General features: G+C 59.8%; 25 protein-coding genes, 2 tRNA genes and 1 riboswitch. Of the genes, 14 read left to right on the forward strand and 13 right to left on the reverse strand.

Features of this window, described 5'->3' with window-relative positions:
• Positions 1-48: 48 nt before the first annotated feature.
• From HGP12_RS30975 to HGP12_RS30995, 6 genes are all read left to right on the forward strand, one after another.
• Positions 49-125 (forward strand) — tRNA-Met (locus HGP12_RS30975).
• A gap of 169 nt (positions 126-294) precedes the next feature.
• Positions 295-1119 (forward strand): hypothetical protein, encoded by an 825-nt coding sequence (locus HGP12_RS30980; RefSeq protein WP_246703608.1) that lies wholly within the window; start codon positions 295-297, stop codon positions 1117-1119.
• Complete coding sequence (locus HGP12_RS34360) at positions 1068-1553, forward strand: hypothetical protein (RefSeq protein WP_246703609.1); 486 nt, start codon at positions 1068-1070, stop codon at positions 1551-1553. The genes HGP12_RS30980 and HGP12_RS34360 overlap by 52 nt, the downstream gene beginning before the upstream one ends.
• Before the next feature lie 212 nt (positions 1554-1765).
• Positions 1766-2011 (forward strand): CopG family ribbon-helix-helix protein, encoded by a 246-nt coding sequence (locus HGP12_RS30985; RefSeq protein ID WP_168843836.1) that lies wholly within the window; start codon positions 1766-1768, stop codon positions 2009-2011.
• On the forward strand, positions 2008-2298 hold the full coding sequence (locus tag HGP12_RS30990; RefSeq protein WP_168843835.1) for a type II toxin-antitoxin system RelE/ParE family toxin: 291 nt from the start codon (positions 2008-2010) through the stop codon (positions 2296-2298). Before HGP12_RS30985 ends, HGP12_RS30990 begins: the two co-directional genes overlap by 4 nt.
• Positions 2299-2529: 231 nt before the next feature.
• Positions 2530-2606 (forward strand) — tRNA-Met (locus tag HGP12_RS30995).
• Positions 2607-2731: 125 nt separating this feature from the next.
• On the opposite strand, the gene HGP12_RS31000 is transcribed toward HGP12_RS30995, so the two are convergent.
• From HGP12_RS31000 to HGP12_RS31015, 4 genes are read right to left on the reverse strand one after another with little or no spacing between them, the layout of a single operon-like run.
• Positions 2732-3790 carry an ABC transporter ATP-binding protein gene (locus HGP12_RS31000; protein ID WP_168843834.1) on the reverse strand — a complete coding sequence of 353 codons (1059 nt, stop codon included), beginning with the start codon at positions 3788-3790 and terminating at the stop codon, positions 2732-2734.
• 6 nt (positions 3791-3796) lie between these two features.
• Entirely contained in the window at positions 3797-4588 is a 792-nt protein-coding gene (locus HGP12_RS31005) for an ABC transporter permease (protein ID WP_168843840.1), read from the reverse strand.
• A complete protein-coding gene (locus HGP12_RS31010; protein WP_168843833.1) occupies positions 4588-5412 on the reverse strand; it encodes an ABC transporter permease in 825 nt (274 codons plus the stop codon). Before HGP12_RS31010 ends, HGP12_RS31005 begins: the two co-directional genes overlap by 1 nt.
• Positions 5413-5458: 46 nt before the next feature.
• Entirely contained in the window at positions 5459-6496 is a 1038-nt protein-coding gene (locus tag HGP12_RS31015; RefSeq protein WP_168843832.1) for an ABC transporter substrate-binding protein, read from the reverse strand.
• Between the two features lie 272 nt (positions 6497-6768).
• Between HGP12_RS31015 and HGP12_RS31020 the strand changes: the two genes are divergently transcribed.
• The 5 genes from HGP12_RS31020 (at position 6769) to HGP12_RS31040 (ending at position 12071) form a co-directional block, all read left to right on the forward strand.
• A complete protein-coding gene (locus tag HGP12_RS31020) occupies positions 6769-8646 on the forward strand; it encodes an adenine deaminase (RefSeq protein WP_168843831.1) in 1878 nt (625 codons plus the stop codon).
• A gap of 224 nt (positions 8647-8870) precedes the next feature.
• On the forward strand, positions 8871-9716 hold the full coding sequence (locus tag HGP12_RS31025; protein WP_312862958.1) for a sugar phosphate isomerase/epimerase: 846 nt from the start codon (positions 8871-8873) through the stop codon (positions 9714-9716).
• 333 nt (positions 9717-10049) lie between these two features.
• Complete coding sequence (locus HGP12_RS31030) at positions 10050-10838, forward strand: EAL domain-containing protein (protein ID WP_168843830.1); 789 nt, start codon at positions 10050-10052, stop codon at positions 10836-10838.
• Between the two features lie 61 nt (positions 10839-10899).
• Complete coding sequence (locus tag HGP12_RS31035) at positions 10900-11454, forward strand: RNA polymerase subunit sigma-54 (protein ID WP_205926747.1); 555 nt, start codon at positions 10900-10902, stop codon at positions 11452-11454.
• Between the two features lie 170 nt (positions 11455-11624).
• Entirely contained in the window at positions 11625-12071 is a 447-nt protein-coding gene (locus HGP12_RS31040; RefSeq protein WP_168843828.1) for a MucR family transcriptional regulator, read from the forward strand.
• 107 nt (positions 12072-12178) lie between these two features.
• Here HGP12_RS31040 and HGP12_RS31045 read toward each other — a convergent pair whose 3' ends face one another.
• On the reverse strand, positions 12179-13786 hold the full coding sequence (locus tag HGP12_RS31045; RefSeq protein ID WP_168843827.1) for an inorganic phosphate transporter: 1608 nt from the start codon (positions 13784-13786) through the stop codon (positions 12179-12181).
• Between the two features lie 239 nt (positions 13787-14025).
• Between HGP12_RS31045 and HGP12_RS34960 the strand changes: the two genes are divergently transcribed.
• The gene (locus tag HGP12_RS34960) at positions 14026-14328 is read left to right on the forward strand and encodes a GCG_CRPN prefix-to-repeats domain-containing protein (RefSeq protein WP_409526874.1); all 303 of its coding nucleotides are present in this window, start codon (positions 14026-14028) and stop codon (positions 14326-14328) included.
• 138 nt (positions 14329-14466) lie between these two features.
• Here the strand turns inward: HGP12_RS34960 and HGP12_RS31050 are convergent, their stop codons facing one another.
• The 3 genes from HGP12_RS31050 to HGP12_RS31060 all read right to left on the reverse strand — a co-directional run bounded on the left by HGP12_RS31050 (position 14467) and on the right by HGP12_RS31060 (position 16192).
• Positions 14467-15093 (reverse strand): hypothetical protein, encoded by a 627-nt coding sequence (locus HGP12_RS31050; RefSeq protein ID WP_168843826.1) that lies wholly within the window; start codon positions 15091-15093, stop codon positions 14467-14469.
• A 34-nt stretch (positions 15094-15127) separates the two neighbouring features.
• Positions 15128-15868, reverse strand: a complete 741-nt coding sequence (locus HGP12_RS31055; protein WP_168843825.1) for a CbtA family protein — start codon at positions 15866-15868, stop codon at positions 15128-15130.
• A gap of 114 nt (positions 15869-15982) precedes the next feature.
• Positions 15983-16192, reverse strand: a complete 210-nt coding sequence (locus HGP12_RS31060) for a CbtB-domain containing protein (protein WP_168843824.1) — start codon at positions 16190-16192, stop codon at positions 15983-15985.
• A gap of 58 nt (positions 16193-16250) precedes the next feature.
• Positions 16251-16324, reverse strand: a riboswitch (cobalamin riboswitch).
• Between the two features lie 113 nt (positions 16325-16437).
• Between HGP12_RS31060 and HGP12_RS31065 the strand changes: the two genes are divergently transcribed.
• Positions 16438-17004: a histidine phosphatase family protein gene (locus tag HGP12_RS31065; protein ID WP_168843823.1), complete on the forward strand. Its 567-nt coding sequence runs from the start codon at positions 16438-16440 to the stop codon at positions 17002-17004.
• Positions 17005-17074: 70 nt separating this feature from the next.
• On the opposite strand, the gene HGP12_RS31070 is transcribed toward HGP12_RS31065, so the two are convergent.
• The 5 genes from HGP12_RS31070 to cyoA all read right to left on the reverse strand — a co-directional run bounded on the left by HGP12_RS31070 (position 17075) and on the right by cyoA (position 22236).
• A complete protein-coding gene (locus tag HGP12_RS31070; RefSeq protein WP_168843822.1) occupies positions 17075-17839 on the reverse strand; it encodes an SURF1 family protein in 765 nt (254 codons plus the stop codon).
• 191 nt (positions 17840-18030) lie between these two features.
• Positions 18031-18435 (reverse strand): cytochrome o ubiquinol oxidase subunit IV, encoded by a 405-nt coding sequence (cyoD, locus tag HGP12_RS31075; RefSeq protein WP_168843821.1) that lies wholly within the window; start codon positions 18433-18435, stop codon positions 18031-18033.
• Positions 18432-19061: a cytochrome o ubiquinol oxidase subunit III gene (gene cyoC / locus HGP12_RS31080; RefSeq protein ID WP_168843820.1), complete on the reverse strand. Its 630-nt coding sequence runs from the start codon at positions 19059-19061 to the stop codon at positions 18432-18434. Before cyoC ends, cyoD begins: the two co-directional genes overlap by 4 nt.
• Before the next feature lie 5 nt (positions 19062-19066).
• Entirely contained in the window at positions 19067-21070 is a 2004-nt protein-coding gene (cyoB, locus tag HGP12_RS31085; protein WP_168843819.1) for a cytochrome o ubiquinol oxidase subunit I, read from the reverse strand.
• Between the two features lie 47 nt (positions 21071-21117).
• Positions 21118-22236 (reverse strand): ubiquinol oxidase subunit II, encoded by a 1119-nt coding sequence (gene cyoA / locus HGP12_RS31090; protein WP_168843818.1) that lies wholly within the window; start codon positions 22234-22236, stop codon positions 21118-21120.
• Between the two features lie 393 nt (positions 22237-22629).
• Here cyoA and HGP12_RS31095 point away from each other — a divergent pair, with 393 nt between their 5' ends.
• Positions 22630-23967 (forward strand): MFS transporter, encoded by a 1338-nt coding sequence (locus HGP12_RS31095; protein ID WP_168843817.1) that lies wholly within the window; start codon positions 22630-22632, stop codon positions 23965-23967.
• The last annotated feature ends 223 nt before the right edge of the window (positions 23968-24190 follow it).

Raw genomic sequence — 24190 nt, forward strand, 5'->3', positions numbered from 1 at the left:
GTTTGCGCTGGATAAGACGACAAATCGCCTCGCGATTTGCGTCAATGGCGCGGGGTGGAGCAGCCCGGTAGCTCGTCAGGCTCATAACCTGAAGGCCGCAGGTTCAAATCCTGCCCCCGCAACCAAAATTTACAAGACTTATCAAACGAATAAGCCCTCCCGCAAGGAGGGCTTTCGTGCGTTTTAGGCCTAGCACAACGCTAGCACAAACGCGGCCCCCCCCATTTGACGGGTCCCTTGCTGGTGTGATTCGCTGTCCCCATATCGAAGTAACGAAATGAGTAGGGGGCCCTTATGGCGAGCCACGACATCCTCGGAGGAAAGGTCAACGTCTACCGGCGGGGCGGGCTCACCTGGCATTGCTCGGCATCTGTAAAAGGCCGCCAGTATCGCACCAGCACCAAGGAAACGGGCCTCGAACAAGCCAAGGCCTTTGCCGAAGACTGGTATCTCGGTCTAAGGGGAAAGTCGGCGGCGGGCATTCTGAAATCGGAAACCACCTTTGCCGAGGCTGCCAAGAAGTTTGAGCTGGAATACAGCGTCATCACGGAAGGTGAGCGCAGTCCGAAATGGATTGAAGGTCACGGCATTCGGCTTCGGCTGCACCTCATCCCGTTCTTCGGTAAGATGGGCCTTTCCGAGATCAATGCCGGAACGGTTCAGGACTATCGCGTTCATCGTATTGGTTCATCCACGACGGGCAAAGCCCCGGCGCGCAGCACGTTGCATGACGAGGTGAGAACCCTCCGGCAGGTCCTGAAAACTGCCATTCGCCACAAGTGGCTCACCCATCTCCCCGATCTGTCGCCGCCTTACAAGACCCAAGGGAAGATCACGCACCGTCCGTGGTTCAGCCAGGTGGAATACAAGCAGCTTTACGAGGCTACGCGTCAGAATGCCAAGGAGCCGAAGAACCCGCACTTCCGTTGGGAAGCGGAGCAGTTGCATGACTTCATCCTGTTCATGGGGAACACGGGCTTGCGCCCGGACGAGGCCAAGCAGCTCCAGCACCGCGACGTGACCATTATTGAAGATCCCGTAGCCGTGAGCGCATCCTTGAGATCGAGGTGCGCGGCAAGCGCGGCATCGGCTGGTGCAAATCCATGCCGGGCGCGGTGAAGCCCTATGAGCGCTTGCGCGACCGGTTGAAACCGGTTCGCGGGAAAGAGAAAGAAGGTGGCGCGATCGTCATCAAGGCTCCCCAGCCGACCGACCTCCTGTTTCCGGGCAATTATCTCAAGATGTTCAACAACCTTCTTGAAGCCCAGAACCTCAAGCTCGACCGGGATGGCAAGCCGCGAACAGCCTACAGCTTACGTCATACCTATATTTGCCTTCGCCTCATGGAAGGTGCTGATGTTTATGCGATTGCCAAGAATTGTCGCACCAGCGTCGAAATGATTGAAAAATTCTACGCGGCCCACATCAAGACGTCGCTTGATACCGCGTTCATCAATTCCCGGAAGCCCAAGCGTGGCCATCGTGGACGGAAGGTGCCTAGGGCGGCGGGACCGCCGCCCTACCACGGAAGCCGAGGCCCCACGGTCCGGTAAGACACCCGAACGGGTGTCGCCACAAATCGCTTGCCGATTTGTCAGCCCGCTTGGCGGGCCTTAACAAGGGACAAGTCCCTGTCCGGTCGCCGGGTCAGAAGCCCGGTGGCCGGAATCCATTATCCAATCGAAAGTCCTCTTTCATGAGCAGAACCTTGACGAACCATGTTGGTTCACCAATAATATTAGTGAACCAAGGAAAGTTAGGTGCCATGACTGCGTTCACCGTTCGCGTCTCAGACGAAACCGCCAGCAAACTTGATCAGATCGCGGAAAAGCTGGATCGCTCCCGCTCGTATATGGCTGCACAGGCGATTGAAGATTATGTCGCCCGCGAAGAGTGGCAGCTTGCCGAGATCGAGGCCGGGTTGGCGGAAGCCAACCGGGGCGAATTCGCCAGCGACAAAGATGTGGCGAAGGTTGTCGGCAAGTACGTCAAGTCTGCCCGTCAATCATGAGTCGAAAACGCATCCGCTGGACGCTGCGAGCGTTACGACGGCTTGATGAAATCGGCGAATACATCCAGAGAGACAATCCGGATGCCGCAGCGCGCGTGATCGCGCGCATCGTGTCGGCTGTCGATATGCTGGCCGAGTTTCCGGCGACAGGGCGTGCCGGTCGTATCAAGGGCACGCGTGAAGTGGTGCTTGCAGATATTCCCTATATCATTCCCTACCGCGTCGGGCAGGACATCGAGATTCTGACCGTCATGCACGCGCACCAGCGGTGGCCACTGGAGCTGTAGTCCGCCATGGACTCCGCGATAACCTGGGCGAAAGACTGGCTGGCGGCTCACGGCTATCGTGTGCTTGGTGAGCCGGAACTTGTACGCGCCGTACCATGGTCAAGGATCTATCGTTTCGCGACGGACTGGCCTTCAACGGGCCGGATACTCCCCATCTTCTGCCCATATAAAGACAACCTTAAATAAGTTCTTGCCAGAATGTTTTTCCCGTAATACAAGCGCTGATTGTGACGCGGGATGGAGCAGCCTGGTAGCTCGCAAGGCTCATAACCTTGAGGTCGGTGGTTCGAATCCACCTCCCGCAACCAAATACAAAAGCCCGCCATCGCGCGGGCTTTCCTGTATCTGCGAACGGCCAGGCTCTTTGCGGTTTTTAACCGCACAAAGCGCATCGACGACTTCGCTCTCTGGGCAACGAAAGCGTTCCTGCCTCTTACCCTTCGGGTTCCAGGATGCAGCATTGCTCCGGCACGGGCAGGAGCACGGCGCTGCTTCCCGCCGTCATCAGCTCCGACAGCGCGCCATTGGCGACGATAGCGCCAGCCGCCGTTTCGCATTGATATTGATAGGCGCGGCCGAGATAGGTTCGTGTCCCCAAAATGGCCGGCAGTCCATTGCCCTCGCGTCGAACGGAAAGCCCGTCCGCACGGCAGCCGAGAATGAAGCTATCCGGAATCGGCCCGAAATCCTCCTGCGACAGCGTGATCCTCGCGCCGCCGGCAGCCTCGGCCGCGATCAAGGCACCTGCGCGCTCCATGACCCGCAGCGGCAGCAGGTTCTCGAAGCCGACGAAGCGGGCGACGAAGCAGCTGGCGGGTTTGCGGTAGAGGGTCTCGGGCGTATCGAGCTGCATGATGCGCCCGGCATTCATGATGGCGACGCGATCGGAGATCGAGAAGGCTTCCTCCTGATCATGCGTCACGTAAAGCGAGGTCGTGCCGTTGGCGCGCTGCAGCTGGCGGATTTCGACGCGCATATCCACCCGGAGCTTCGCATCGAGATTGGACAGCGGCTCGTCGAACATCAGGAGCGGCGGCTCGATGACGAGGGCGCGCGCCAGTGCGACGCGCTGCTTCTGGCCGCCGGAGAGTGCCGAGGGCAGGCGGTCGCCGAGACCGGAAAGTCCGACACGTTCCAGCATAGCGGCAGCCTTTTTCCGGCGTTCCTGTGTCGGGATGCGGCGCTGCTTCAGGCCGAAGGCGACATTTTCGAGTACGGTCAGATGTGGAAACAGCGCGTAGTTCTGGAACACCAGGCCGATATCCCTGGCATGCGCCGGCAGCGTCGTCAAATCACGATCGCCGAGCTTGATGGTGCCGCTGGTCGGCTGCAGGAAGCCCGCAACAAGCCGCAAGGTCGTCGTCTTGCCGCAGCCGCTGGAGCCGAGCAGCGAAACGAGTTCGCCAGCCGCCACGGAAAGCGAAAGATCCTCCAATACGGTCGTCTTGCCGTAATGGGCGCTGATGGAATTGATGGAGAGCGATACGGTCAAGGGCGGCTACTTTGTCAGGAAGGTGAGGCCCAAGGTGGCTTCGACGATCGCCATGACGGCGACGGTCACGAGCATCAGCAGCACGGACACCGAGGCGATGGTCGGGTCGAAGAACTGCTCCATATGGGCAAGGATCTGGATCGGAAGGGTGGAGATGCCGGGACCGGTCAGGAAGACCGAAACGGAGACGTCGTTGATCGAGGTGATGAAGGCGAGGATGAAGGCGGCAATGACGCCGGCGCGGATATTCGGCAGCACCACGGTCAGGAAGGTCTTCAGGGGCGGGCAGCCGAGGCTGATGGCCGCCTCCTCGATCGAGAAATCGAAGCTCGCGAGGCTGGCGCTGACGACACGCACCGAATAGGGCAGCACCAGCAGGGCATGGCCGACCAAGAGGCTCGGAAAGATCGGCAGCCCGAGCCCGATGGTGATCGATTTCATCAGCGAAAAGCCGAAGACGATTTCCGGAACGAGGATAGGCAGCACGAAGAGCGTCGAAAGCCAGCGCGGCAGTTCCACCCTGTATCGGCTGATGGCATAGGCGGCGGGGATGCCGATCAGCAGTGAAAGCGCCGTTCCGAGGAATGCCAGTTCGAGGCTGGTAATCGCTGTCGTGCGGAAGGCCTCGATCTGAAAAATGTTCGAGAACCAGTGCAGCGTCAGGCCCCGCGGCGGGAAGGTGAGATAGCTTGTGTCGCTGAAGGCCGAACCGATGATGATGACGAGCGGCGCCAGCAGGAACAGGAAGACGCAGGTCGTGAAAGCGATGAGTGCGGGGTGGATGGGTCTCGTCATGATCACACCGCCATCGGATTCAGCCGGCGTGCCAGATGGCTCATGATCGTGACAATGCCGATCGTCACCACGACCATGATGGCGGCGATTGTCGAGGCGCCAACCCAGTCGAAGGTGACCATGGCGCGCTGATAGAGGAAGGTGCCCATCATCATCTGCTTTTCGCCGCCGAGCAGCTGCGGTGTGGCGTAGGAGGTGAAGCTGCCCGTGAAGACCAGTACGGCACCGACGATAAGGCCCGGCGTCGCGAGCGGCAGGATGACCTGGCGGAAGGTTGCGGCGGGCGTTGCGCCGAGCGAGGTCGCCGCCTGGATGAGATCCTGCGGTATGCCTTCAAGCACGCCGACAAGGGTCAGGATCATCAGCGGCACGAAGAGATAGACCATCGCGACGATCACCGAGCCTTCGGTATAGAGCATCGAAAGCGGCTCGCCGATAACGCCGATCGACAGCAGAACGGTATTGAGAATACCGTTCTTGCCGAGAATGATCAGCCAGGCGAAGGAGCGCACGACCACGCCTGTCAGCAGCGGGAACACGGCGGCGATGATCATCAGGCTTTTGGCGCGCCCCGGCATCTGCGCGATCACATAGGCGGCGATGAATCCGATGATCAAAGAGATCGCCGTCGTAATCAGCGCAACCTCGATCGTCCTGAAGAGCACCGCACGGCGAAAGCCACTGCCGAAGAAGGCGATATAGGGAGAAAACACCCCCTTGGCTTCGCCGAAGGTTGCCGCGATCGTAATGATCACCGGAATGAGCAGGAACAGCGTTATCGCCAGGATTGCCGGCGTCGCCAAACCCCATTTCATCAAATGCTTCATCAACCAAATTCCGTGAGAACGCCGCATGGGCTCGCGGCATGCCCTGTTACATGCCGAAGATCTCGTTCCAGCGGTCGACCCAATCCGGTTGCGCTTCGATCAGCTTCTGATAGTCGATGCGGCTGAGCTTGGCGATCATCTCGGCGCCGTAGGTCCAGAGTTTGGCCTTCTCGGGCGGCAGCACTACCTTGGTCGAAACCGGAGCATCGACGCCCTGTTCGGCTTCGGCCTGTTGCACATCCTTCGACAGGATGAAATTGATGAACTGGTGTGCAAGCTCGACATTTTCCGAGCCCTTGGGAATATTGACCGTGTTGAGGACGGCGATATCGCCCTCCTTCAGATCGGCCCAGGCCATCGTCGGAACAGCTGATCGCAGGGATGTCAGAACAAAATCCTGTGTCATCGCCACCTTGACCTCGCCTGTCGAGATCAGGTTCACCAGCTCGGAGCCGGTATTGTAGTTCTTGACCACGTTCGGCTTCAGCGCCTCGATGGCTTCGAAGGTCTTGTCGGCATCGATATAGGGATCGACACCAGCATGCTTGCCGGCTTCGAGCACGGCGAGCGGCCCGCCTGTCGTGGTTATACCGGGAAGCGAAACCGCGCCCTTCAGATCATTGTGCCAGAGATCGTTCCAGGAGGTAATCGGCGGGGTCACCTTCGCCGCATCGTAGACGATACCCACGCGGCCGATCGTGTAAGCCGGGCCGTAATTGCCTTGCGGTGCCCTCGCGATATCGTAGAGATCGGCAAGGTTCTGGATCTTGCTGCGGTCGACTTCCTGGAAGAGGCCCTGCTGGATGCCAAGCTGCGAATAGCTGTCTGTGAGATAGATGACATCGACGCCCTTGCCCCCGCGCAGCTTCAGCTTGTTGAGGCGGTCGGCGTTATTGCCTGTTTCGAAGACGACATCGCAGCCGCAGGTCTTCTTGAACGGCTCGATGATGTTGGCCTGCATCTTCTCGCCATTATAGCCCCACCAGGAAACGGTCAGCGTTTTTGCCTGGGCGTAGGCCGGCACGGCGGACGCCGCGGCAAGAATGGCAAATCCCGCGGCGCGGGCAAGAGTGAGGCCTTTCATTCTCGAAATCCTTTTGGTCAATGAAATCGGGCATATGTTTCAAGCTTGCAGGATACTATTTTTCGAGCACCGGCTTTACAAGCCCAACAAATGGGCAGGATGGCAGTTTTTGCCTTTGATGGGATGAATATCCAGCGTTGTCGCGCTGCTACACTCAGCTATTGCAAACGCTTGAGATCATTCGCCTTCCGCAAGCGAGCCAGCCGGCTTTACAGGCCGGTCCGTCGTCTCTACCCTCCACGGATCGAATTTCCCTCGCAGGCATGCTTCCCATGACATCCCCGAAAACAACCCTTCCCGACGATCTGCTTGTCAATGCGGCGGACGAAGTGCTGGTCCGCCAGGATCTGACGCTGACCGCCCTCGGCCGGCGTCCAGCAGATCGCCTGCTGCGCGTCGGCAAGCTGTTGGATGTGCATAGCCGCACCTGGCTGGAAGACCAGGAAATCGTCATTAAGGGCCGCCGGATCGCCTATGTCGGCCCGGCCGGCAGCTATAAGGGTGAGGTCAGCGAGCGTGTGCACGAGCCGTATCTGGCGGCTGTTCCCGGCTTCGGCGAGGCCCATAAGCATATCGAAAGCTCGCATTTGACGCCGGAATGGGAGGCGGCTCTGGTCATGCCGCATGGCGTCACCTGGACCTGCGAGGCGAGCCATGAATTTTCCAATGTGAATGGCGCCCGCAACCTGGAATTCTGGCTGGAGGCCCGTCGTCGCGGCTCGCCGATGAAGATATTTCCTCTGCCCGGATCGGCCGTGCCGCCGACCGCTTACGAATGGGGAGGCGGTCACTTCGGCTATGACGAGCAGAAGTCCTTTTTGAGCGAAAGCCTGATGGTGGCCGGCCTCGATGAGGTCATGGACTGGCCTTCTGTCAGCAATCCGGAGAATCCGGCTTATGATCGCCTCTGGGGCATGATCCGGGCCACGTTCGAACAACGCGGGGTCGTCGAAGGTCATGGTGCGGGCCTGCGCGATCTGCCGTCGATCAATGCCTTTGCCGGCGCCGGCCTCGCTTCCGATCATGAGGGCTGGTTCCTGGACGAGATATGGGAAAAGCTGACGCATGGCCTGTTCATCGAGCTTAGGCCGCATTCCCTGCCTGATGTGATTAAGGGGCTGATCGACAAGGGCTTGTCCGACTGGTCACAGATCGCCTTCGTCACCGATGATCGCAGCGCCACCGATACGCTGAAGATCGGCGCGACGGATTACAATGCCCGGCTTGCGATCGAGAATGGACTGGCACCCGAAATCGCCATTCAATGCGTGACGATCAATCCCGCCCGCCACATGCGGCTGACACCTTGGGTCGGCTCGATTGCGCCCGGTCGCTTCGCCGATATCGTGCTGCTGGACGACGTGAAAACGCTATCGATCGCCAAAGTCTGGGCCGATGGCCGGCCGGCATCCGAAGGCAAGGCCTTCGTCGGCGTCCGGCCCGAGATCGACTGGCCGGATTGGGCAATGCAGACGGTCCGCATCGATCGGATCGTCACGGTGGAGGATTTCCGGATTGCCGCGCCATCGGATATGGCGACGGCGAAAGCGGCGCTGCTGCGGCCATTCCATTGGGCCGATGATTTCATCACCATGGACCTGCCCGTCAGTGATGGCGCCGTCCAGCGCGATCCTGATCGCAACGTCACGAAATTCGCGATCATCGACCGCTTCTCCGGCGAGGCCAAGGTCGCCCGCATGTTCTGGCTGGGCACGGGGCCGCGCACGCCTGATACCGCGCTGGGGGCCACGCTCGGCCATGACAAGCACAACATCTGGGTCGTGGGTTCCTCCGATGAAGCCATGGCGATGGTCGCCAATGCGCTGAAGGAGCAACAGGGTGGCTGGGTGCTGGTATCGGGCGGTAAAGTCGTCGCCCGCGTTCGCTACGAAGTCGGCGGCCTGATGACGGCGCGATCGGCCGAGGAGCTGGATGCGGAGATGCAGGCGCTGTATGAGGCAGGCGCCGAGATCGACTGGATGTATGAGCCGACCTTCTCACCGCGCTGGTGGCCAGGCTTTCCCGAGCGGCTCTCCTTTGCAACGCTCACCTGCGCGCCCTGGCGTTGGGTTCTGGTTGCTCCCTCCGAAAGGGCACCGGAGGGCTTTGTCAATGTCGCGACCGGTGAAACCCATCCCATCGTTTGGTAGGGGATATCCACTTTCCTAAATAAGGATGTCCGCTCTGAAGCCGCCGCTTGAGCGAATCACCTCATCTCGCCAGGCTGCAACTCGATCGAGCCTTGACGGCTTGAGTCCGCTCCTTGATTATCCGTTTGGTTACTTGTGGCGCATTACGACTGCGCGAAAGGACGGAGGATGACCGTCGACGCACATAGGCAAGCGCTACCGGGAATCAGACGGAGGAGGGAATTGTGTTTGCCACTAATAACGATGCGCCGCGGATCGTGCCGGCGTTTTCCACGCTGGGATGCGCGGAATTCGAATTGGATGAAACCCTCGGTCTGGCGGCACGCCACGGCCTGGATGCCATCGAAATCCGTGCTCTTGGCGGCACGATCGACCTTTCTGCCTATTTCACCGACAGGTTCGGTTCTCCGGCTGGCCTGGCCAAGGCACTGAAGGCATCCCCCGTAAGCGTGTGCGCCTTCAATACCTCGCTGCGTCTTGTCAGTGCGACATCGCAGGCGAAGGAAGAGTTTTTGCGCTATCTTCCCTGGGCGGAAGCTGCCGGCGTCAGGTCGCTGCGGGTTTTCGATGGCGGCGAAACCGGTGACGAGAGCGAAATGGCGGAAGCGCTGTCGACGCTGCAATGGTGGCGCGAGACCGCCAGGCGCGAAGGGTTTCGTGCTGACATGATCATCGAGACGCATGATTTCCTCGCTTTGCCTGATGCTATTCCCCGGTTCCTCGAAATGGCGCCCGATTGCGTGCTCCTTTGGGACACACATCACACCTGGCGCAAAGGTGGGCAGGATCCCGTCGAGACCTGGAAGCAGGTTCGCGACAATACCCAGCATCTTCATGTGAAGGACAGCATCTCCACGCCGGGGCCGAAGCTGCCGTATAGCTATGTTCTGCCGGGCGAGGGTGAGTTTCCCATGGCTGCGCTGCGAGCGGTGCTTGTTGCGGACAATTATAATGGTGTCATGAGTCTGGAATGGGAAAGACTATGGCATCCGGATTTGCCGCCCCTGGATTTAGCTGTGAGATCCGCGCAGCACAATGGATGGTGGTTCCAGGCGCCGCGCAGTGAATAGTTGCTGAAGTTTACTAATATTTTAGCTTAGTTTCATATAAGAGGGTGCTGCAGCAGTTGACTTTGCCACAGCTCGCTAATTAATATATTAGAATTAATTAAATAATAGCTTGTCGTCGTACGGCGCCGGGTTGACTATGATCTTCGGTGCAACGTTTCCAGCTTCGTAAAGGGGAACCTCGGTGATATGGGGTTTGTGGGTGTCTGGAGGATGGAAGAGACGGATTTTAGACACCAGAAATCCGATGCTTTGGGGTCATGCGCGCCGCTGTCAGCCGTCGTTCCCGTTTCCGAAGCGCCGGCTGCAATCGGCTCCCCTGCGAAGGGAGATCTGATGAACGGTAGTACGAGCCGAGGAGAGGAGGGACACAGAGCCCTCATTTTGAAGGCGATCGCCGAAGGCGGCCTGGGTTTTGCCGCGCAATGGGTTCATGACGTCGCGAATGTCGGCGAGGTCTTCTATGCGGAAAGTCTCGCGCGCGTAACCGATTCGGATGGCACCGTGCACGCGGCCGGCACATTTGTCTCGTTCCTCGAGCGGCAGGATCGCTGGTTCGATCTTGATCTGCGTATTCTTGACATGGTGCTCTCTGCTTTGGCGGAGGATGAGAGGCTGGTGCTGGGGTTCAATCTGAATGCTGCCAGCCTATCCCGTTCGGATCGGTTTTCCGATGTCTTCGGCCGCATAAGCCGTCAGCCGGAGCTCGCTCCACGGCTCGTCGTCGAGATCACGGAAGGCTATCCTGTCATCGGCACCTCCATAGAGCGCATGAAGATGATCCGCGCTCTTGGCTGCCGCATCGCGATAGACGATTTCGGATCCGGCTTTGCCACGCCGGCATCGCTGTTGCAGGTGGTCGCCGATATCGTCAAGATCGACGCTGCCTTCACACGGGATAACAGGTGCGGCCGCGACGGAAGCGACAGTCTTTCCCATCTTGTCGGCTTTGCCGCCTGCTTTGCGCCTTTCGTCGTCGTCGAAGGCATCGAAACAAGCTCTCAGCTCGACGCTGCACGAGAGGCTGGCGCAACGCACTCGCAAGGCTTCTTCCTGTCGCAACCCGTTTCGTTAGCACAGCTTCGCCGCCGCAAGGGGAAGGCCGTTTTGCGGGGGATGGGATGAACATTGCCGCCATTATCCTGCCAGGTATGATCGCGAGCTCGCCTTCACAGGTGTCGCTGTGATGAAGCAACCGGCCTTTACCTCTGATTATCAGGTTTCCGCCGCCCGGGCGACGCGCGAACTTAAGACGAAGACCTTGCTTCGCGCTTTGGTGAGCCGGCTGCATACGGCCTTTTCAGATGGCGCGGAGGCGTTGTCCTTCTCGTTTTCCGGCGGGGCTGCTCCCCATATCCTCATTTGCGATCGCGCCGCGGCGCCTTTGGGCCGTGTGACGATAGACGCGGAAACCGGGCTCTATGTTCTTTGCGAACTCGGGCGCGACGCCGCCAACATCGTCACCGCGACCGCGAATGAAAATCGGTCGATCGAGGAGATCGCCCTTCATCTGTCCGATGGCCGTCCGACGCAGCAGGCATGTGATACGGCCATCGGAAGCCTTGTCGGTCAGACGCTGCATCATTGCGGCGGAGATCACACGCATACGGCATTCATGCTCGGCATGCCGCTCGTCACCCTTTGCAACAAGCTGGCGCTGTATTTCGCAGGCTCGGTCGATGATCCGCCGCGGGCTGCGGCGGAGACAGGATATGGAATGAAAGACTATCGATTGCGATGATCGCGGACGCACGCTGTGCGAACGCATTCTGTCCCGGCAACAGAACCGGGATCGAGCGCCTGAAAGACGGCGCAATTTGAAATGGCGGGATGTCCGGCAGCGGGCGTCGCGCATGATGCAATTCGAGCGGGGCGGCGCGCGAGGAACCAAATGAAATCCGGGAAAAGATCATGGATTCTTTTAGCGAGAGAAAAGTCCCTGCCCAACCACTGCCGCGTCCCCTGTTTGACGGCTGTGTAAAGATCGTTTCGGCCTATGTCAGTCACAACGCTGTGCCACTTCACAGCCTTCCCAGGCTGATCAAGGATATCCACGAAGCGCTGCAAGCCTTGGATACAGGCACGGCCGTCGACCGCGCCAATCTGGTGCCGGCGGTGGATTTGAAGAAATCGGTGACGAGCGATTACATCGTCTGCCTTGAAGACGGCAAGCGATTCAAAACGCTGAAGCGTCACTTGCGCGTGCATTATGGGATGACGCCGGAAGAATATCGCCAGAAATGGGGATTGGCACCCAATTATCCGATGGTCGCGCAGAACTATGCACACCGCCGTTCGGAACTGGCGAAACTTTCCGGTCTCGGTGCCAACGGCAACAAGAGGGAAAGCGTGCGGTAAGGCTCCTCGCAGCCGCTTGCTGCAACAACAATGGCGCCCCATGAGGGGCGCCATTGCTTTCGAATATGGTCCGATCGCGATATCGGCGCTTGAGCCGATATGGCAGGTCAGAAGACCTGGCGCAGCACGATGAACAGCATGAAAGCCAACGCGATCGAGGCCGGCAGCGTCAGGATCCAGGCCATCAGCATGTTGCGCACGGTCGACCATTGCAAGCCGGAACCGTTCGCCGCCATGGTGCCGGCGACGCCGGAGGACAGGACGTGCGTGGTCGAAACCGGCAGGCCGAAATGGTCGGCCGCACCGATCGTCAGCATGGCCACGACTTCAGCGGCAGCACCCTGGCCATAGGTCAGGTGCGTCTTGCCGATCTTTTCGCCGACGGTGACGACGATGCGCTTCCAGCCAACCATGGTGCCGAGGCCGAGCGCGAGCGCGACGGCGACCTTCACCCAGAGGGGAATGAACTTCGTCGCGTGATCGACGGCGGCATGATAGCTGGTTACGGCCTTGAGGTCGTCGGCGCTCATCGGCAGCAGTTTCTGCTTGTCGATCAGCTTCAGCGATTCACCGATCAGGTAGATGTCGTTACGAACGTTGCCGACGAGGCCGTTCGGCAGCTTCTCGACGCTGGGGTAAGCGGCGATTTCGGCGCTGGTGGCGTGGATATAGGCCTGGAGCGCTGGCGTCGTCGCGTCCGTCCAGGTCTTGCTCTTGACGGCGTCGCTGACCACAGCCTTCGGGTCGGCCGGCGTCGCAACGCCTGGCTTCATATACTTGCCGAGCACGGTCTCGACCTGCGTCGAGGCAGTCTTATAAGCTTCGAGATAGTTGATATCGGGTGTGCGGTTCAACGCGAAAGCCGTCGGCACGAGGCCGATGAGAATGAGCATGATAAGACCCATGCCCTTCTGGCCGTCGTTGGAACCATGGGCGAAGCTGACGCCGGTGCAGGTGAAGATCAGCAGGCCACGAATCCAGGCCGGCGGCGGGGCATTACCCTTCGGTGCTTCATAGAGTTCCTTGTTGCGGATCAGCACCTTGGCGACCAGAAGCAGGATCGCGGCCATGGCAAACCCGATGATCGGCGACAGCAGTAGCGACATGCCGACGCTGCTTGCCTGCGACCAGTCGACGCCGCTGGTGGCGGAGCCGGCGGGTGCCAGGAACTGGTTGGCGAGACCGACGCCGATGATGGAGCCGACGAGAGTGTGCGAGCTCGATGCCGGCAAGCCCAGATACCAGGTGCCGAGATTCCAGATAATGGCCGCTGTCAGAAGCGCGAAAACCATGGCGAGACCGGAGCCCGAACCCACCTGGAGGATCAGTTCGACCGGCAGCAGCGCCAGAATGCCGAAGGCGACCGCGCCCGAGGAGGTCAGAACGCCGAGGAAGTTGAAGAAACCGGACCAGATGACGGCGAATTCAGCCGGCAGCGAACGGGTGTAGATGACGGTGGCAACGGCATTGGCCGTATCGTGGAAGCCGTTGACGAATTCGAAGCCGAGCGCGATCAAAAGCGCCAGACCGAGCAGGATCCACGGAACGGCGGCCGCGTCGGCAAGGTCGCTGCCGAGGGCATAGCCGACATAGGCAAGGCCGCCGAGCACGACCACGCCGAAAAGCGGCAGAAACCACTTTGCCGAGCTCCCGGCACCATGAATTGGGTGATTGGCGTTGCCACCCTCGGAAGTGTTTGAAGCGAGGTCGACCATCCCAAACTCCTTTATGGTCATTGATATTGCCGGTGTAAGCCTCGTTCATGAAACTCTCGTGACGCGCGAGAAGTCGGATGCCAGCCGTATTGGCGGGGCGGGGGGCGCTCTTTGAGGACGTATGGTTCCGAGCTGCCGTCTTGATTTTGCCCCCAAAAGGCCATTTTCGGTTCAGCCGCCGTTCATACGTTTGGGGGCTAAATCCCTGATGTAAGGGACTTGGATAGAGGGCCATCAAAATGAGATCGTCCGTGATTGCTATCGCTGCCTTGTTCGGCAGCCTGGTTGTATCTTCGGCAGAGGCAATGCCTATCCCAGCAGTTGGGACAGCGGCTTCCGTGCCGGTCGTGAAAATTGATTATGCCTGCGGTCGTGGCTGGCATCTGACGCGTTGGGGCGAATGCCGCCCGAATCGCTGGGGTCCGCCGCCGCGGCGTTGGGGTTACTACAGACCGCCACCGCCGCCGCCGTGGGGCTGGCGTGGCCATCATCGCCATTGGCGCGATGATGGCGGTTGGCGCGGCCGGCCAGGCTATTGGTGAAAAGACAAACACCGCCGCGTTTCGCGGCGGTGTTTTCTCGTGAGGGGCTCAGCTTTTCACGAAATCCCTGAACTGTTCCATCTCTTCGTTTCCCCGCAATTCCGGACGGAAATCGCCGCGCACTTTCCTGGAATTGCCCTAAGGACGCGGCGCTGCCCGCAAAGCGCGCGCCGCTACCCATAATCCTGCGATAACGACAAGGCCGGCGGCCAGAATGGTCGTGAGGCTCCTAGCGTGCAGGAGGATATCGGCGGGTTTCGGGCGGATGAGGTCGGCCGTATTGAAGCCTTCGCCGCTGAATTTGCACAGGATAAGCGAGAGATTATTGCGCACCAACGCCGAGTCGACGTCCGAGACGATGTCGCCGGCCGCTGCCTTTTCGTCCTTCATCGTCCGCATCTGGAGCAGCACCGCCTTCACTGCCGCTAGATAGGCGTGCGAACACTCGTTGAATGGACTTTCCTCGTCGCCAACGCTGCCGGGCACCATGCCCCAGAGGCAATAGGTCCGCTGGATCTGCGCGAAATTCAGCAGGCGCCTGAAGGTTTCGTCGGTGTCGGATGCGCTTTCGGCAAGCGAGATGATCCGCCCGTAATAGGGTGCGATCACAGCCATTTCGCCATGCGTGAGGCTTGGTATCGAGATGCCGGCCTGGCTGTCGGAGGAGGCGCCGCCGTGCGCGGCGACTGCAAACGGCCAACACGAAACCATGAGGCAGAAGATTGCGAGCAAGACGCCGTTTGAATCCTGGCGTCTCCCGCGCATGTTGCCATGCGCGGGATGCGAGCCATTTAGCATGCTAGGCCCGGCGCAGGGTCGCATTGCCGTGACGTGGTTGCGGCAGTTGGCGTTCCGCCCAGGCTCCGAAGGCAAGCCCGAGTGTCATCCAGAGGATGGCATGCATGCCGAGCGAGGTGATACGGAAGCGCCAAAGCACGACGGCCGAGAATTGCTCGGGCACTTCGTTGATGGGGGGAAGCAGATATTGGATCAGCGCGATGAAGACGACATAGCCGATGCCGGCAATGATCGCGCCGTTCCAGGAACCATATCGTGCCGCCAGCCGGCGACCGAAACCAACCGCGACGATCATGGCGACGACGGATGCGACGATCATGATGAAGAACAGTTCGGTTCTCGCGCCGATCGTGTCGGGATTGCCGACCGCTGGTGGGTTTGCCGGGTATTTGATGTAGGGCACCAGCGAGATCGTCACGAAAGCGGCGATCGCGAGCAGGGCTGCCGTGCCGCGCGCGCCGAGAGTGCTGATACGACCGTAGACGAAGGAAAAGACCAGCGCGAACAATCCGCCGATCGCCGTCGAAAAGATCACAGCGCCAGTGAGAAGACCGGGCCCCGCCTGCGTGGCGCGGCTGACGATTTCCGGCTCCGGGACTTCGCCGGCTGCCTGCGCGGCCTTTTCCTCAAAGCCGATGGCCCAATCGACCAGCGGTTCGCCAAAGGTGTGGGCAAAGGCAAAAATGAGAATACCGGCAAAGGCCCCGACGATCATGCCGCGAAGCAAAAGACGTCCAACCATGTATGTGCTCCCTTGAAGCATGGCGCGCAAAAGCGTGTAGCGGTTTGCGACAACGACATGCGCAAAATCAACGACCTGAAGCACGAGAAGCGATCTGAAAGATCGCGGCGCGCTTTAGTGGCAGGGGAAGCCGAGCAGATGGCGGGCGTCATGCACGAATTCGTGCACATACATGCCGGAGATGAGCGAGGTCGCACCTTCTTCTGCGCCGATGAAATAGATCGCGAGCAGCATAACCAGGCCGGCGAAAACGGCCCAGGGCAGGATTTGGCCGAGCGGAATCGGCTGCGGAACTGCGGATGGAGTGAAAGTGGTGTCGGACATTGTATTTCCCTCGTTAAGAAAAGCGCGTTCCATTTGCGGAAGGGTTCTTGCGGGAAGGGTCTGGCTCTCGGGGCGGAATTCTTCCGCCTTCGATTACAGTGGCGCGACCGCGCCGGGATTCCACCGGCTTCCACACCCGCAAGCGCAAGTTTATATCTATTTGCAAAGATAATTGTCAATCAAGCGCCACCGCGATGTGAAATCGCGACAAGAGCGCGGCAGGGGGATGGAGTTGGGAGCCTCTCATGAAGACACGTCTGAGCTGGATTTGCCACGGGGCGACGCAAGCCAATCGAAATGGCTGCTTTCCCGATGATGAACCGTTGGAGGTCAAGGCGGCACAGCAGGGCCAATCGCTGTCCTTCGGGCTTGCTGCAATCGATCGGGTTTGGACGAGCCCCGCCTTGCGTGCGCGTCAGACAGCCAGCGTCCTTGGTCTCGACGCCATTCCGGATGTCGCCTTGCGCGAATGCGATTACGGCGACTGGCGCGGGCAATCGCTTGCCGAACTGCATGAAAAGGATGCGGAATCCCTGACGCTGTGGATGACGGATACATCGGTTGCGCCGCATGGCGGCGAATCCCTGTCGGCGGTCATGAGGCGTGTCGGAGAATGGATGGGAAATCATATTGACGACGCCGGCCATATCGTCGTGGTTACGCATGCCAGCGTCATCCGCGCTGCCGTTCAGCATGTCCTGCAGGCGCCGGCCGCCGCATTCTGGGCAATCGATGTCGAGCCGTTCGGCATCGTCGAAATGACGAGCGACGGCCGTCGCTGGCAGCTTCGCTTCCCGAAAATGGCGGCATAGAACAATTCCCGCAAAAGCGCGAAGCGGTTTTGCGTGCGGAATTGCGTGAAACAAGGAAACGCTCTGGCGATCAGCGGGCAGCCTGCGCTCGCTGCCGTTCGAAATAGATGAGATAGACGGCCATGCCGAAGGTCATCGCGGCCAGCCCGTACCAGGTGACGGCATAAACGAGATGGCTATTGTGGAAGGTGATCTGCGTCAGCCCTCCCACGGGCAACTCGCCCGGGTTTTTCGCGTCGTCGGCATCGATGAAATAGGGTGCCGCGTTCTGCAGGCCGCGCGCCTCAGCGATCGCGGTCACGTCGCGTGAATACCAGCGCTCTTGCGCCGGCATATTCGAACGCAGCATCGTGCCCTTTGGCTCGCTGATCCGCAATAGACCGGTTACGGTCGTTTCGCCGCCGATCTGGCCCTCCGGGCGCGTGCCCGGATTGCGCTTCTCGGTCGGCACGAAGCCGCGGTTGATGACGACGATCGTGCCGTCGGCGAGTTTCAGCGGCGTCAGAACCCAATACCCGGGGCCGAGCGCGGTCGAGGCATAGACCTGCACTTCCTTGTCGTTGAGGAAAATGCCGCTTGCCTGCACATGGCTGTATTCGGAGTTTTCGGCATTGATATCGGCCCACTGCGCCGGACCAGGCGCCTGAACCGCCGGAGCACGCACGCGCGCATCGACCCGGGCGATCAGATCCAGCTTCCAGTGCAGTCGCTGCACCTGCCAGGTGCCGAGCCCGATGAGGAGCGCGGTCAGGAGCAGCAGCAGGCCCACCCATATGGCGAGAGCAAATGCCGAGCGCGCCCTGCCGCGAGGTGTGTTCGGGGAAATGTCGGTCATGGAGCTGGTCTCCGGGGACGCGCTGCCGCATGATTTCGGGAGGTCTCTAAGTCTCTTCGCTGAAGATCATGCGTGGTCTTAGAAAATTGGCTGCGACGTCAGGCGTTGTTAAGGAAAGCGCCGCGCAGCGCCCGGCGGAATTCGTGCCGGTGGGGAAGGGCGGACCTTCACCAGAAGGCCCGCCCTCGGTCTTATGGCATATTGCGCATCATCTCGGGCGACATGGGCATCATGTTCGCGTTGAGGTGATGCATGACCCAGAGCGAACCGGAAAGGGCGATGATGACGATCACGATGGTGAAGATCAGCGCCATCATGTTCCAGCCGCCTTCCGAGCGAGTGTTCATATGCAGGAAGTAGATCATGTGCACGACGATCTGGATCGCGCCGAGGATCATGACGATCGCCCCGGTGACGGCGGGATCGGAGAAGACCTTGCCCATCACCAGCCAGAAGGGGATGGCGGTCAGGATGACGGAAAGGACAAACCCCGTCATGTAGCTCTTGAAGGTGCCGTGCGCGGCCTCATGGCCGCCATGATGGCCATGATCGTGGGCGTCGCCGGAATGATGCGAATGGTCTGCGTTCGAGCTCATCCGAGAACTCCCATGAGATAGACGAGGGAAAACACGCCGATCCAGACGACGTCCAGGAAGTGCCAGAACATCGAAAGGCACATCAGGCGACGCTTGTTTTCCACGATCAGGCCATACCGGCCAACCTGCACCATCAGCGTGATCAGCCAGACGATACCGGTGGTGACGTGCAGACCGTGCGTGCCGACCAGCGTGAAGAAGGCCGAAAGGAAGGCGCTGCGCTGCGGACCGGCGCCGTCGAGGATTAGGTGATAGAATTCGTAAAGCTCGAAGAAGATGAAGAGGGCGCCGAAGATGCCTGTGATCGTCAGCCACATTAGCGTTCCCGACTTGTTGTCCTTCTCCATCGCCAGCATGGCAAAGCCGTAAGTGATGGAGGAGAAGAGCAGCATCGCCGTGTTGACGGCAACGAGCGGCAGCTCGAACAGGTCGGCCGGAGACGGGCCGGCAGCATAGCTGTGGCCGAGCACGGCAAAGGTCGCGAAGAGGACTGCGAAGATCAGGCAGTCGCTCATGATGTAGATCCAGAAGCCCAGCATGGTGCTGCCTTCCGGATGATGCTCTTCCGTCAGGTAGAAGGCGGGCGTTTCGCCATCCTTTGGGGCGTGTGCGGTTTGGGTGGTCATAGGTCTTATACCTGTCCTGCGAGCTGCTTCGTACGCTCGTTCTCGGTCTTCACGACCTCGTCGGCGGGAATATAGAAGTCGCGCTTATAGTTGAAGGTATGGCCGATCGTGACGATGATCATCGCGGCAAAGGTAATGGCGGCAAGCCACCACATGTACCAGATCATGCCGAATGCGAAGCCGATGGAGAGAACGCCGAGGATGATGCCCGTGCCGGTGTTCTTCGGCATGTGGATCGGGATGAAGCCCTCCGTCGGACGCTTGAAGCCGCGGTTCTTCATGTCCCACCAGGCGTCGTGATCGTAGACGATCGGCGTGAAGGCGAAGTTGTAGGCCGGCGGCGGCGACGAGGTGGACCATTCCAGCGTACGGCCGTTCCAGGGGTCGCCGGTGTGGTCGCGAAGTTCCTCGCGCTTCATGAAGCTGACGGCGAGCTGGATGAGGAAGCAGGCGATGCCGATGGCGATCAGGCCGGCGCCGAAGGCGGCGATGATGAACCAGATCTGCAGCGACGGATCATCGAACTGGCTCACGCGTCGGGTGACGCCCATCAGGCCGAGAATATAGAGCGGCATGAAGGCGAACCAGAAGCCGATTTGCCAGAACCAGAAGCTCATCTTGCCCCAGAAAGGATCGAGCTTGAAGCCGAAGGCCTTCGGGAACCAGTAGTTGACGCCCGCGAACATGCCGAAAAGCACGCCGCCGATGATCACGTTATGGAAGTGGGCGATCAGGAACAGCGAGTTGTGCAGCACGAAGTCGGCCGGCGGAATGGCGAGCATGACGCCGGTCATGCCGCCGATGGTGAAGGTCACCATGAAGCCGACGGTCCACAGCATCGGCACTTCGTAGCGGATGCGGCCGTGGTACATCGTGAACAGCCAGTTGAACAGCTTCGCACCCGTCGGGATCGAGATGATCATCGTGGTGATGCCGAAGAAGGAATTGACGCTGGCGCCGGAGCCCATCGTGAAGAAGTGGTGCAGCCAGACGAGGTAGGAGAGGATCATGATCACGCAGGTGGCGTAGACCATCGAGGCGTAGCCGAAGAGGCGCTTGCCGCAGAAGGTCGCGACGACTTCCGAGAAGACGCCGAAAGCCGGCAGGATCAGGATGTAGACTTCCGGATGGCCCCAGATCCAGATGAGGTTGACATACATCATCGGATTGCCGCCGAGGTCGTTCGTGAAGAAGTTCGTGCCGGCGTAGCGATCGAGAGTGAGCAGTGCGAGCGTGGCGGTCAGGATCGGGAAGCTCGCGACGATCAGGATGTTGGTGCAGAGCGACGTCCAGGTGAAAACAGGCATTTTCATGAACGTCATGCCCGGCGCGCGCATCTTGACGATGGTGGCGATCAGGTTGATGCCCGAAAGCGTCGTTCCGATACCCGCGACCTGCAGGCCCCAGATGTAATAGTCGACGCCGACATCGGGACTATAGGCGATGCCGGAAAGCGGCGGATAGGCCAGCCAGCCGGTCTTGGCGAATTCGCCGATGAAGAGCGAGATCATGACGACGATCGCGCCTGCCGTTGTCATCCAGAACGAGAAATTGTTCAGGAACGGGAAGGAGACGTCGCGCGCGCCGATCTGCAGCGGCACGACGAGGTTCATCAGACCGGTGACGAAGGGCATCGCCACGAAGAAGATCATGATGACGCCGTGGGCGGTGAAGATCTGGTCGTAGTGGTGCGGCGGCAGGTAGCCTTCGGAACCGTTGAAGGCGAGCGCCTGCTGCAGGCGCATCAGCAGCGCATCGGAAAAGCCGCGCAGCAGCATGATCAGCGCCAGAACGACATACATGATGCCGATCTTCTTGTGGTCGATGCTGGTGAACCACTCCGTCCAGAGATAGCCCCAGAGGCGGAAATAGGTCAGCAGGCCGAGAAGGGCGATGCCGCCGACGGCGACGCCTAGGAAGGTCACGACGAGGATCGGCTCGTGATACGGAATGGCGTCGAGCGTCAGCCGACCGAAGATGAATTTATAGAGGTCCGGGTTGGAAAACATGGATTGCCTCTGTCCCTTATGAATGTCTTGTTATTGCGCGCACCGGATCAGTGACCCTGATGCTGTGCCGAACCGGTCGACGAATCGGAAGAAGAGCTGTTGCCCATATCCATGCCCTGCATCGAATTGTCTTCATGCTGCATGGTGTGGCCGGCGCCGCTATCAGCCTTGACGGGCGTGACTTCGGCCGAGCTCGTATCACGATTGTCGTAGATCAGGCGCTCGCGGTTTTCGTGGCTTTCCTTGCCGCCGCCGCCCTTGGCGTCGATATGCATCATTTCGCTCATGCACATCTTGCTCGGATCGGCGCACATGTTGAGGATGGCGTTGTAGAGACCATCTTCAACGGCGTTGAAGTACTGCACCGGGTTGCGTTCGCTCGGCTTGGCAAGGGTCAGGTATTCCTGGCGGCCGAGTGCTGAGCCCTGGCTCTTCGCCTTCTGGACCCACTGGTCGAAATCAGCCTGATTTAGGCCATGGAACTTGAAGCGCATGTTCGAGAAGCCGGCGCCGCTGTAATTGGCCGACATGCCCTGGAATTCGCCGGGATGGTTGATGACGGCGTGCAGCTTCGTCTCCATGCCCGGCATGGCGTAGATCTGGCCTGCCAGCGCCGGAATGAAGAAGGAGTTCATGACAGCCGAAGCCGTGATCTTGAAGTTGATCGGCCGGTCGACCGGAGCAGCCATCTCGTTGACGGTGGCGATGCCATAATCCGGATAGAAGAACAGCCATTTCCAGTCGAGCGCCACCACTTCGACCGTCAGCGGCTTCACGTCGGCACTGAGCGGCTTGTCGGCGGCGATGCGGTCGAGAGGGCGGTATGGGTCGAGCTGATGGGTGCTGATCCAGGTCACAGCGCCGAGCGCGATGATGATGGCAAGCGGAGCGGACCAGATGATCAGCTCCAGACGTGTCGAATGGTGCCAATCCGGCTCGTAAGTCGCCTCTTTGTTCGACTGGCGGTATCTCCAGGCGAAGAACAGCGTCAGGAAGATCACCGGGATGATGATGATCAGCATCAGCACGACCGAGACGATGATGAGGTCTCGCTGCTGCATGGCGATGTCGCCGGAGGGGGCCATCACCACCAGATTGCAACCTGAAAGTAGCAAAAACAATGGGATGACTGATAAACGGCTGAAAATCTTCGATAGTCTTGGCACGTCTTAAAGCTCTTTTTGTTTCGACCCTACCGCGACTAAAGGACGGCGGTCATGAACGATATGAGGTGTTTCGTCGCACCGCAGCAAGCTCGGGTGCAATGCGGTATGGAATGCCGTCCCACCTATCGGGAAAACCCCGCGAAATCCAGAAGGTTTTCCACGAGGCCCTTCGCTTTTGTCGCCGCCAATATACCTGGATCGGAACAAATGGCTATCGCCGGCGGTTCCCGCTTGAACCGGAATACGGCGGCGAAGGCCGAAATGTCTCGATTTAATCGCTAATTTGCGAATTATTTCATGCTCGATACTTGATATGTTCGCACGTTTGATCGACATTTTGATTATGCGCGAATTCTTGGAGGAATTCGCGCTCGGAGAGGGAGGCTCCCGCGCATGGTCAGCGTTACGCATGAATCATTGAATCCCAAATCTTCAACGCTTGAGAGCGATGCCCGCAGCATGCATGCGGACGGCAATGTCGCTCCCGGCAACATCGCCATCGGCGTGATCATCGGTCGCACGTCCGAGTTTTTCGATTTCTTCGTCTATGCCATTGCATCGGTCCTGGTCTTCCCGAAGCTGATGTTCCCCTTCGCCGACCCGCTGCATGGCACGCTCCTTTCCTTCCTGGTCTTCGCGCTCGCCTTCATCGCGCGTCCGATCGGCTCGTTCATCTTCATGGCGATCGACCGCGCCTATGGCCGTGGCGTCAAGCTGACGATCGCCCTGTTTCTGCTCGGCGGTTCCACGGCGTCCATGAGCTTCCTGCCCGGCTATAGCGAAGTCGGCGTCTATGCGATCATCCTGCTTGCGGTCTTCCGCATCGGGCAGGGCCTGGCGCTCGGCGGCGCCTGGGATGGTCTCGCTTCGCTCCTCGCGCTCAATGCCCCGACCAATCACCGCGGCTGGTATGCGATGATTCCCCAGCTCGGCGCGCCGATCGGCTTCATGCTGGCGAGTGCCTTGTTCGCCTATTTCGTCACGAGCATCTCGACGGCGGACTTCCTGGACTGGGGCTGGCGCTACCCCTTCTTCTGCGCCTTTGCGGTCAACGTCGTCGCGCTCTTTGCCCGCCTGCGTCTGGTGGCAACGGAAGAATTCGGCACGCTGCTGGAACGCCATGAGCTTGAGCCCGTGAAGATGACGGAACTGCTGCGCGTGCATGGCGGGGACGTTCTGATCGGCGCCTTCGTGCCGCTGGCCAGCTTTGCGACCTTCCATCTGGTCACGGTCTTCCCGCTCGGCTGGGTAACGCTCTACAGCGAGCAGAGCCCAGGTTCGTTCCTGCTGATGGAATTCTTGGGCGCCATCTGCGGCATTCTCGCCATCATCTGCTCCGGCATGCTCGCCGACCGGATCGGCCGCCGCAATCAGCTCGCCATCGGCGCCGTGCTGATCGCCTGCTTTGCCTTCGTCGCGCCCTGGCTGCTCGACGGCGGCGTCACCGGCCGCCACATTTACGTGGTTCTCGGCTTCACGCTGCTCGGCCTCTCCTTCGGCCAGGCGGCCGGCGCAAGTGCCTCGCGCTTCAGCCAGAACTATCGCTATAGCGGCTCGGCTCTCGTGTCGGATTTGTCTTGGCTGATCGGCGCCGGTTTCGCGCCCTTCGTGGCGCTTGCCCTCTCCAGCCAGTTCGGCCTCGTCTACACTAGCCTTTATCTGCTGTCGGGCGTCGTCTGCACGCTGGTCGCGATCTTCTTCAGCAAGACGCTGGAGACGCGAGACAACTGAGGCGGATTTTCGAATTGAAAAAAAGGAGCCGCGGCATGCATGTGCCGCGGCTTTTTTCGTTCGGGAGGCGGTTATCTCTCACATATGCCGCTCGCGCCTGCTCGACCTTGCAGAGATCGCGGCGAAATCTTGACTCTATTCTCAAACTTTTGTGATAAGCAGGAGCGATCGTAAACTTGAAAAAAACGGTCAGGAAAAATATAGGCTATCGCATCGCTGCCGG

The sequence above is a fragment of the Rhizobium sp. P28RR-XV genome, from assembly GCF_012641385.1.
Taxonomy (GTDB): Bacteria; Pseudomonadota; Alphaproteobacteria; order Rhizobiales; family Rhizobiaceae; genus Rhizobium.